Raw genomic sequence first — 10,801 nt, forward strand, 5'->3', positions numbered from 1 at the left:
ATTACTTACCAGATTTGAGTACCCACGCGCCAGTGGATCTTCCCACTCTAACTCTTAAGCTGTCTTTTAGAAACAAGATCACCCGAAGCCAGCGCCTCGCGCTGGTCTGGGGGTGGCTCTGGGTTGGCTTGTCTGGGTCCGGGATCTTGTTTGGAGCGTCGACGGAGGGAAAATACGTGCAGGTTCAGTCGGTCCAGGGCAGCGTCTCATTGGCCCGCGGCAAGGATCCCGCCAAGTATACCGCCCGAACCAACGATATTCTGAACGCGGGAGATCGTTTAAGTACGGGCCCCAGAAGTCAGGCACAACTGCTCTGGTACGACCGCTCCATCCTCCACGTTGACCAGCTCAGCCTGGTGGAAATTCCACCCATCGCGCCCAAACGGAGCCGGCTCGGATTCCAATTATTGCAGGGGTTGATCTATTTTTTTCATCGAGACTCTCCCGAAGAGCTCGAGTTTAGAACCCCGGGAGTGTCGGCGGTGGTTAAGGGAACCGAGTTTGCGCTTCGGGTCGCCCCCGACGGCACCACCACCCTGAGCGTCTTCGAAGGCGCGGTGGAGTTGAGCGATGCGGGAGGAGCCAAGGCTACGGTGCTAAAACAGCAGCAAGGGGTGGCTCAACCCGGAAAACCCCTGGAGGTGCGGCCGATGGTGGGCGCGGCGAATGATTTGATTCAATGGTTCCTGTACTACCCCGGAGTCCTGGATGTTACCGAACTTCCGCTGACGGACCGGGAGCGGAGCCGCGTGGGGGACTCGCTGGCCGCCTATGCACTGGGAGACCTGCTGAAAGCCAGAGAGCTCTTCAGCGCCAGCAACGATCCCGCCTCGCCTTCAGAATCCCCCGCCCTACGCCTCTACGAGGCCTCCCTGCTGCTCAGTGTAGGCCAGGTAGATGCCGCGCAGCAGCTGCTGCGTCTGAGCGCGGAACCAGCCTCCGCCGATCAGCGGCTGAACGCACTGAGCGAGTCCCTCCTCAGAATGATTGCTGTGGTGCGCAACGATCCGCCGTCAGCCGCTCCAGTCTCCCCGCAGTTGGCGACGGAGTGGGTGGTCCAATCTTATTTCGAGCAATCCAAAGGGCATCTGTCCGCCGCGCTTCAAGCGGCACGGAAGGCCACTGAAGCCTCTCCCCAGTTCGGGTTCGCGTGGACACGTGTCGCGGAATTGGAGTTCAGCCATGGGCGCATTCGCACGGCGAGTGCCGCTCTCGATACCGCCATCGCTCGCAGCCCCCGACACGCGGAAGCGCTGGCCTTGCGGGGATTCCTACTCGGAGCGCAAAATCGCACACGCGAAGCCATCGCCGCTTTCACCGAAGCCATCGCGATGGATCCCGGCCTGGCCAACGCCTGGCTCGGACGGGGCCTCTGCCGCATTCGCAGCGGGGACAGCGAGCAAGGGCAAGTAGATCTCCTCACCGCCGCCAGCGCCGAGCCGCAGCGAGCCTCGTTGCGCAGTTACTTGGGGAAAGCGTTTGCCGAGACCGGCCAATCCACGCGCGCTCAACACGAGCTGGAGTTGGCCAAGGAGCTGGATCCCCGCGATCCCACGGCCTCGCTCTACGACGCCCTTCTCCAACAGCGATTGAATCGTGTGAACGCGGCGGTCCGGGAACTCGAGCAAGCCGAAAACCTGAATTCCAATCGACGTTTGTATCGGTCACGACTGCTGCTGGATCAGGATCGGGCGGTGGCGAGCGCCAACCTGGCCACGGTTTACCAGGATGCCGGGATGGCGGAGCTCAGCCTTCGCGAGGCCTCCCGAGCCGTGACGGCGGACTATGCCAGCTTCTCCTCGCACCTCTTCCTCGCCAACAGCTACAACGCCCTGCGCGACCCCCGACAAATCGACCTGCGCTACGAAACTCCCTGGCAAAGTGAATACCTGGTCGCGGCATTGCTCGCGCCGGTCGGCGGCGGCACGCTGTCTCCCTATGTCTCGCAGCAGGAATACTCCAAGTTCTTCGAACGGGATCGACTTGGATTCAGTTCCCGATCCGACTACCTCAGCGGTGGCGATTGGTATCAGGCGGCGTCGCTTTACGGTCAGTTTCAAAACACCAGCTTCGCGGTCGACACCACTTACCGAAGCGAGCAAGGCGAGCAGGCCAATGGAGACCTCGAACAGCTCAACGTCGATCTCAAAATCAAGGCGCAGCTCACCGCTCAAGACAGCTTGTTCGTGCAAACGACCTACTTCGACGCCACCTCCGGAGACGTCAGCGCGCTCTACAATCCCAGTCAGTCGATTGTCGGCCTGGAAGTGAAGGAAACCCAAGAACCCATCCTCCTGACGGGATACCATCATGAGTGGAGCCCCGGACACCACACCCTGCTCCTGGCGGGACGACTGGATGACTCCTTGTCCGTGACGAACCCCACGCAGTCGACGTTCTGGATCGTTCGGGACCCGGATGGCAGCATCGTCGACTCCGGCACCGTCCAACTGCAGCAGGACTACCGGAGCCGGTTAGAAATCTACCTCGCGGAGCTGCAGCAAATCGGTGAGGCTGGAAGGTGGACCTGGATGGGCGGCGCGCGGTTCCAGGCCGGTGAATTTCGGACTCAAAATGCCCATGAAGTCATTCCGTTCGGATTCCCTCCCATTTTCTCCAACTCATTTCAAGATCTCGCCCAAAGCGAAGAGAATTCCTTTGAGCGAATCAGCACCTATGGATACGTGCATCGGGAGTTGCACGAGACCCTCCGCGCCACGGTTGGCCTGAGCTATGACCGCTTGATCTACCCTGAGAACCATCGCTTTGCGCCGCTCTCCGCCCAGGAGTCCAAGGCGGAACAGCTCTCGCCCAAAGCAGGTCTCATTTGGACGCCGGGTCCGCGCACCACCTTCCGCGGCGCCTTTACCCGTTCCCAGGGTGGTGCCAGCCTCGACCAAAGTTATCAACTGGAGCCCTCACAAGTCGCCGGCTTTCAACAAAGTTTTCGCAGCCTGATCCCCGAATCGATCGGTTCCGCCAACGCGGGCGCCAGCTTCGAAACGTTCGGACTAGCCTGGGATCAGAAGTTCTCCCAGTCCACCTACCTCATGATCTCCGGCGAGGTTCTCAACTCCGAGGTTGAGCGCGACCTCGGGGTGCTGGATCTGACGGGAGTGCGGCCGTGGCGTCCTTCCCAGGTGGGGGAATCCCTCGACTATCGCGAGCGTGTCATCTCGGTCATGGCTCATCAGCTCGTCGGAGAACTCTGGTCCTTCGGCGCCAAATACCAGTTGATCGAATCCGAACTGCAGGATCGTTTTCCGGAGTTTGTTGGGAATGTTCGCGATGCAGCCCTCGAAGCACTTCTCCATCAAGTGAAGGGATTTGCCATTTTTACCCATCCGAGCGGATTCTTCGGACAATTCGACTCCGTGCTCCTGGCTCAACACAATCGCGGTTACACCCCAGAGCTGACCGACGACACGTTCTGGCAGTTCAACCTCCAGGCCGGATACCGGTTCTGGCAGCGCCGCATCGAAGCGCGCGTGGGGATTTTGAACCTCACCGACCAGGACTATCGGCTGAACCCGCTGAATCTTACCGCCCGACTGCCTCGCGACCGCACATTCATGGCCAGCTTCCGGTTTAGCTACTGAACTTCCGATCCAGTTCCCGCAGCGCCTCCAGCATGGCATCGGCACTGGCGAAACGATGCAGAAGGTTCGGTTCGCAGGCCTTGAGGATGATCGGATTCAAGAGCATCAGCTCGTCCCGATCAGGCCGGCTGTGAAGATCCGTCGCCAAGGCGGGAAACTTCTCCTCCTCCTTGCCCCACGCCATTTGATAAAGGACTTTACCCAGCGCGTAGACATCGGCCCCCGGCGTGCCCGAACCTTCCGGCGGAATATAGCCCTTGGTGCCAACATAGGTCGCGGTCACCTCCGAACCCGCGCCCCGTTCACCCACCGTGCGGGTGACCAGCCCCAGGTCCGCAAACTTAGGCTGCCCTCGGACGAAGATGACATTGGAGGGCTTGATATCCCGATGGACGAGCTTTTGGCTGTGCAGGTAGGCCAGGGTTTCGGCCAAACGCAGTCCGATCTGAACACAGTGTCGGGCCGGCAGAGAGCCGGAGCGGGCCAGATCTTGATCCAAGGAGCGAGGCACATAGGTATGAACATCTACAGCCACCCCCTTCTCGGCGTCATCGGCCAGCTCCATCATGTAATAGAAACAGTCGAATTCAGCATCCCGTCCCACATACAAGACGGGGACCAACCCCGGGTGGCCCAGGGAGATCGGCATGTAGCTTTGCACGCCGCGAAACTCTCGCTCGAAGGGCTCGGGCATATCAAAGGCATGCCGGTGAATAATCTTAACCGCGTGCAGCAGTCCGACGGCGTTTTTGGCGACCCACACCTCCCCATAAGCACCCTTGCCGATGCGCCGAATCAAGGTGTAGTTGGGTACGGTGAAGGGATTCTGAGGTGTAACCAGGGTGCGATCTTCCTCGCCGCGATTTGCCGCTGCAGCGGGGACGGCGGACGACGGCGGCCCCTTTACCGAGGCGGCCCCCGCCTCCAGGCGATGCTGCAGCTCCTCGGTCAGCAACCGCTTCTCCTTCATCAAGCGGAGGTTGGCAGTGACGGCCGTACACAGCAGAGCGCCGGGAATCTGTATCAGGACGGGAATCACCCAGGAAAACCAGACATGGGTATGCAGCAGTAGGAGACGCACGGCGAACAGCAGAACGGCCACGGCCACCAGGGCCAAGGGGATCGTCCACAACGACGGCAAACGGGAAAACAGCAACCCGGACGCGACCCCCATAAGCACCACGATCGCCAACTCGACGAAGGCAGGAATTCGGGTGAGCCAGTCGCCGTAGTAGAGGTTCAAAAAGACCGTCGCGTTCAGGGCTACTCCGTGAAATTTCTCGGAGAATGGAGTTCGAAATGCGTCGGTCTCGGCACCCTTGGTGAACGGCACGTTCACTCCCGCCCCCACGTACACCACGCTGTTTGAAAAGGAGATGGAGCGAGAGAAGGTGTTCGAAAGCACAGAGGCGTAGCTGACATGAGGGATCGCTCCCACAGGACCATAGAAATTGATCCAGCGCCGTCGGGTCGCCGGCACCGGGGGATCCTGCAGAACCGCCCGAGCCACCTTCCAAGAGAGCGGCTCCACGTTGTTCAAAGGAGTTTCGTGCTCACGGATGCTTCCCTCCTGCTTCGATTCTTCGACCAGTCCATACGAAATGGTCGCAGGCAGGTCAAACTCCGGAGGCAGGACGCGCCACACCCCCATCTGCCCGGTCGGAACCGCCGAACGTGCGCCGGTGGCGGCAAAGAACACTTGTCCATGCTGGTCGGCGGCCGCGAGCAGTGATCGCGTCGCGTTCGTGTCGGCGTAGGGAGGACGAAACAGAACGTCAAAGGCAATCACAGCCGCACCCAACTCCTTCAACCGGCGAATCAATTGGCCATGGAGCCTGCGATCCCACGCCGAAATGCCAGTCTGTTCCAGTTGCTGATGCGATTCGTCGTCCATGTAGACGACCACCACCGGGCAACGCTCCAATTCCACCGGTGCCCGCAGGTGAAACCCCCAGTCATAGCTCCAGCGGGAGAGCAACCCGTCAAAGGGAGGAAACAACATCAATGCCCCCAGCAACGCTAGGCTACACGCTGCCACCCAACCGGACTTCCTTGTTGGGCGCTGCTGGCTCAACTCGGAGCCTGGCTGTGTTGGACTCTGGGCCACGTGACGGCGGAATCCTACGCCGCAGCCGACAACCGACCCAAGCAGTTTCTGAGAACGGAGGAAGGTGCGGTAAACATGCATTCGCCAGATATGGACTGCCCCTTTGACTTTACTCCTCGCCCCCCCTACCCTGCCTCCATGGAAGTGCTGCACGCCCCTTGGCGCATCCAATATATCTTGTCGCCGAAGCCCCCAGCCTCGGATGTGTCCCTCTTTTCCCGAATCGCCCAATCCAATGACGATGTGGCCCATCATGTGATCGTCCGGGATCGCACCTGCTTCGCCATGCTGAATGCCTACCCCTACAACGGCGGGCATCTCATGGTGATCCCCTACAAACAGGTGGCGGACTTGGCGGAGCTCACCGATCAGGAACTCACCGATCTGATGCGCCTGACCAAGCGCTGCCAGGCCGCGCTACGCGCCGTCATGAAACCGGATGGATTCAACGTCGGGTTCAACCTGGGCCGCGCCGCGGGAGCCGGCATCGCCGAACATCTCCACCTGCACATCGTGCCGCGCTGGAGCGGGGACACCAACTTCATGGCGGTCCTGGGCGGAACCTCGGTGGTTCCCCAGGCGCTCACCGAGCTGGCTGCCCAGCTGCGGGATGCTCTCAAAGCTACCGACCAGCCGGTCGCTTAACACTCTTTGTTCTTCGTATGACCTCCGAGACTCTCCATTTTGACAACGCCCGACTGGCTCAACAATTGTTCAACAATGACCCACATAACCTGGCAGCGGTCGAGAACACCCTCAAGGTGAAGCTCACCGCCCGGGACGGCTTCATCAAGATCGAGGGGACAACGGAGAATGTCAGCCTCGCGCGACAGCTCTTCGTCGCACTGGAGGGCTCCCTGAAGAGCGGCACCGTCATCAAGAACCGGGAGTTCAGCCAGGCTCTGAATATCATCGCGAACGAAGGTGTGGACGCGCTGCAAAGCCTGTACGCGGAACGCATCCCGGTCTCGAGTCGCAAATCGGCGGTGGCGCCTAAGACGCTGGGACAAAAGCGCTACATCGAAATGATCCGCAAGCACGATGTGACGTTCGGCGTGGGACCCGCCGGCACCGGCAAGACCTATCTCGCCATGGCCATGGCGGTGGCGGCACTCAAGGAGGACAAAATCAGTCGCATCATTCTCACCCGCCCAGCCGTCGAGGCCGGAGAAGCGCTCGGCTTCCTCCCGGGCGATCTCTATGAGAAGATCGACCCCTACCTACGCCCGCTCCTCGATGCTCTGCACGATATGTTGCCCGCGGAGGAGGTCATCAAGCATCGGGAAAAGGGAATCATCGAGATCGCCCCGCTGGCTTACATGCGCGGGCGAACCTTGAACCATGCCTTCATCATCCTAGACGAGGCGCAGAACTCCATGACCGAGCAGATGCTCATGTTCCTCACCCGCCTCGGCTACAGCTCCAAGGCCGTGATCACCGGCGACCCCACTCAGATCGACCTGGTCGGCAGCCGAAAATCCGGCCTGCTCGAGGCGCTGATCGCGCTGCGCAAAACGGAAGGCATTGGGATCGCCGAATTCAGCAAGCGCGATGTCGTACGCCACCCCCTGGTCCAGCGCATCATCGCCTCCTACGAGGAACACCGCGGGACCAAATCATGATCGTCGAGATTCGCAATCGGCAGCGAACACAGCCGGTGGATCTGCCCCTGCTGAAATCCATCACGCTTCAGGTGCTGGAGGAGCATCTCGAATTGACCGAGGTCGAGCTGGGCATTCACCTCGTGAGCGCCCGGGAGATGGCGCGGGTGAACCAGCAGTACTTGCAACACGAGGGTTCGACCGACGTGATCACCTTCGACCATTCGCCGATTCCCGTCGCTCGTCCCACCGTGCCCACCCCCATTCATGGCGAACTCTTCATCTGCGTCGAGGATGCCCAAGAGCAGGCCGTCGAGTTCGGGACTTCCTGGCAGGAGGAAGTGGTGCGTTACGTGATCCATGGCATTTTGCATCTGTGCGGTTACGATGACCTGAAGCCGGCGCCACGCCGCGAGATGAAACAGGAGGAGTCCCGCTTGCTCCGCAAGGTGGCAAAAGTTCATGACCTGGAACGCATCGGACGACAGATGAAGCGAACTCCCACTACCCGTAAACGACGAACTGCTTCCTGAGTCTGTGCGATGGCCGATGAACGCACCAACGGGATCATCCTCCGGACTCGCCCCCTGACCGAGACCAGCCTGATCGTTCAGTGGCTCACCCCCGATCTCGGCCGCCTCTCCACCGTCGCCAAAGGAGCGCGCCGTCCCAAGTCTTCCTTTCGCGGCAAGCTCGACTTGTTTTTCGAAGCTGAGTTCAGCTTTCAGCGAAGTCGTCGATCCGACCTGCACACGCTCCGAGAAGTCTCCCTGAGATCCACCCGCCCCGCACTGCGCACCGACCTACCCCGCATCGAGCAGGCCGCCTATTTTGTGAACTTGCTGGAACAAACGACGGAGAGGGAAACTCCCCTGCCCGAGTTTCACGCGCTGTTCGAAGACGCGCTCGCTTTTCTGGAAGCGCACCCCCCTCGCCCCCAAACCGTGTTCGCTTTCGAATTCCGACTACTGGAGCTACTCGGGCTGGAGCCCGACATCGAGAGCAGTTCGCTAGGCGACGGCGCCAAGGCCATCGCCCGCCGCCTCCACGAGCCCGACTGGAAACCGTTAGCAGTCCTCGAGTTGAGCCCGGTCCAGAAGGCGGAACTCGATCGCTTTCTGCAGGCCCACCTGCTCCTGCATCTAGACCGGATACCTGCCAGCCGACACGTAGCGCTCCAGCCGACGTAAGTCGGAGAGTCATTTGAAATAGGTGAGCAGCGACTCGCGTTTTCCCTGGCGCTACGAGTCCGACCATGGCGATTGTCCTCGGTCTCCAGACCCCCGCTGGGGTCATAGAGATTAGCCGGAGGATCGAAGATCCCCGGAATCGATCTCCCGAACAGACAGAGCATCGCGCAGCGATGCCACCTTTTGGAGAGGGAAGGGTGGCACCCTCATCGGGGGGCGGTTTTTTTCGGTACGGAGCCGGTGGTCCAAGCTAGGCGTCGACCACCGGCTAATCTCTTAGCACTCTCCGGGTTCCCGGCGGGAGATTCATGACCGACCTTAAGCTTGTCCCGCCCCGAAGTCCCGCGCTAGGGTCGCACCATGTTCGTGCTCCGCCAACGCCGCCACCACCCGCGTATCACCCCAATCGGAGGTGTTGCATGCGACTAGTGATCATTGGCGGCACCGAGACGGGACGCCAGATCGAGATCGGCGCCGAGGAGCTGTTCATCGGCCGCAGCTCGGGAGTCGGGCTCACACTAGAGGGAGCCAACGTCAGCCGGCGGCATTCCCGGCTGTGGCTTGAGCAGGGAAGACTGCACATCGAAGACCTCGGCAGCAGCAATGGAACCTTCGTCAACCGCCAGCGTATTTCTGGCCGGGTCGCGCTGGAAGCCAACGACCTGATCAGCGTCGGATCTCATTTGCTCCGCCTCGAGGACGACCAGGACCTGGGCTATGAGGTCACGATCCAGCGTCAGACGCTGGCCGACGCCACCAACCCGGATCTCTTTCGAGCCAATAGCGCGCAGAAGCTGCAATCTATTCTCGAGCTGGCGCATCGACTTTCCGGACTGCTCAACACCGACGACGTGCTGAATCGGCTGATCGAACATCTATTGGTGGTCTTCCCGCAGGCCTCGAGAGCACTCGTGATCCTACCCACACCTCAAGGGCCATCGATTCGAGCGGTCGAGGAACGGCGGCCCACACCGCTGGGCAAGTCCGCGTTCAGCCGAACCCTCACAACCCAAGTCCTCACGGAGGGTAAAGCTATTTTGGCCGGAGATACTCGGGAGGCTCCCGTGAACGCCACGATCACCACGCTGGGAATCCAGTCCCTGATGGCCGCACCGCTCTCCACGCGAAGCCGTAAGGCCGCGGGCATGATCGAACTGGATCGCTTCGACCGGGGAACACCCTTCACGGAAGAAGATCTCTATCTCTTTACGTCGATCGCCCTTCAGGTCTCCAACGTGCTCGAGAACGCGAACCTGCATCTTCAGCTGCTCGAAACCCAGCGTATTCAGCAGGAGATCGCCCTGGCGCGTGAGATCCAACAAGGCTTCCTGCCTCAGGAGCCGTTGACCCTGGCAGGAGGACGCTTCGAGTTGGTCGGACGATTGATCCCCGCCTATGAAATCTCCGGCGATTTCTACGACTACTTCGCGATCGACGATCGGCATTTTGCCGCGATTGTGGCCGATGTTTCCGGCAAAGGAATGCCGGCCGCTCTGTTCATGACGATGGTGCGGGCGCTCGTCCGTCAGCTGGCCGAGACGGTGGCCAGCCCGGCGCAGATTTTGTCGCGCTTGAATGATGCCCTCGCCCGCGACAATCCCAAGTTCATGTTCGTCACGGTCATCCTCGCGATCTACGACGTGGTTACAGGGGAATGCGCGCTGGCGCGCGGTGGGCATCCACCTGCCCTGCTGCGAAACGCACGGGGAAGGGTCACCGAGGTCGCCATGCCCACCGGCACCCTGGTGGGGATCATGGCGCCCTATCCGGCGCAGGAAGATGTTCGCATGCAGCTCGGAGTCGGCGATACGCTCGTCTTTTACACGGACGGCGTCACCGAAGCGAACGCTCAAGATTCCCCAGAACTCTTCGGCAGCATCCGGCTGGAGAGCCTCATCGCTCGGCTCCCCGGCGGAGCGAGGCTCGAGGACTGGGTTCAGAGCATTCGCGACGAGGTCCAGCGATTCTCCAAATCGGACACCTTTCAGGACGATGTGACCCTGCTCCTGCTCCGCCGCCTCTAGGGGACCGTGCAACAATAAATTCGGGTTTTGCTGGAGGAGCCAGGATGGGGAGGGGCCCGAGTTTTAAACCGCAATGGACGCGATGCGGAAACCCGGAGGGAATAGGAAAATCAGGGTTCCTCCTTCCCCTGCAGACATAGCGTCCTTCGCGTAGGTATGAGTTTTGTCCAGCGGTCCTGAAAGACTCAGGCAGCATTGCAGAACGGACGGAAACGGGGCCACCATAAGGGCCAGTTGGTCTTGCTAACTAGCTGGCGGCATTACGGGAGACCCTCGAGAA

At 60.7% G+C, this 10,801-nt stretch carries 7 protein-coding genes; 6 read left to right on the forward strand and 1 reads right to left on the reverse strand.

The annotated features are described in order from the left end of the window. The first annotated feature begins 14 nt into the window (after positions 1 to 14). A complete protein-coding gene (locus JNN07_06890) occupies positions 15 to 3,599 on the forward strand; it encodes a TonB-dependent receptor (GenBank protein MBL9167452.1) in 3,585 nt (1,194 codons plus the stop codon). On the opposite strand, the gene JNN07_06895 is transcribed toward JNN07_06890, so the two are convergent. Next, positions 3,589 to 5,601 (reverse strand): CHASE2 domain-containing protein, encoded by a 2,013-nt coding sequence (locus JNN07_06895; protein ID MBL9167453.1) that lies wholly within the window; start codon positions 5,599 to 5,601, stop codon positions 3,589 to 3,591. The two genes, JNN07_06890 and JNN07_06895, sit on opposite strands and share 11 nt — an antisense overlap. A gap of 243 nt (positions 5,602 to 5,844) precedes the next feature. Between JNN07_06895 and JNN07_06900 the strand changes: the two genes are divergently transcribed. The 5 genes from JNN07_06900 (at position 5,845) to JNN07_06920 (ending at position 10,521) form a co-directional block, all read left to right on the forward strand. Beyond that, a complete protein-coding gene (locus tag JNN07_06900) occupies positions 5,845 to 6,351 on the forward strand; it encodes an HIT domain-containing protein (GenBank protein MBL9167454.1) in 507 nt (168 codons plus the stop codon). A gap of 17 nt (positions 6,352 to 6,368) precedes the next feature. Next, the gene (locus JNN07_06905; GenBank protein MBL9167455.1) at positions 6,369 to 7,328 is read left to right on the forward strand and encodes a PhoH family protein; all 960 of its coding nucleotides are present in this window, start codon (positions 6,369 to 6,371) and stop codon (positions 7,326 to 7,328) included. Then, a complete protein-coding gene (gene ybeY / locus JNN07_06910; GenBank protein ID MBL9167456.1) occupies positions 7,325 to 7,840 on the forward strand; it encodes an rRNA maturation RNase YbeY in 516 nt (171 codons plus the stop codon). The genes JNN07_06905 and ybeY overlap by 4 nt, the downstream gene beginning before the upstream one ends. A 9-nt stretch (positions 7,841 to 7,849) precedes the next feature. Further along, positions 7,850 to 8,497 carry a DNA repair protein RecO gene (recO, locus tag JNN07_06915; GenBank protein MBL9167457.1) on the forward strand — a complete coding sequence of 216 codons (648 nt, stop codon included), beginning with the start codon at positions 7,850 to 7,852 and terminating at the stop codon, positions 8,495 to 8,497. A 419-nt stretch (positions 8,498 to 8,916) separates the two neighbouring features. Next, positions 8,917 to 10,521, forward strand: coding sequence for a SpoIIE family protein phosphatase (locus tag JNN07_06920; GenBank protein ID MBL9167458.1), 1,605 nt, complete (start codon positions 8,917 to 8,919; stop codon positions 10,519 to 10,521). Positions 10,522 to 10,801 lie beyond the last annotated feature (280 nt).

It is taken from the genome of Verrucomicrobiales bacterium, from assembly GCA_016793885.1.
Lineage (GTDB): Bacteria > Verrucomicrobiota > Verrucomicrobiia > Limisphaerales > UBA11320 > UBA11320.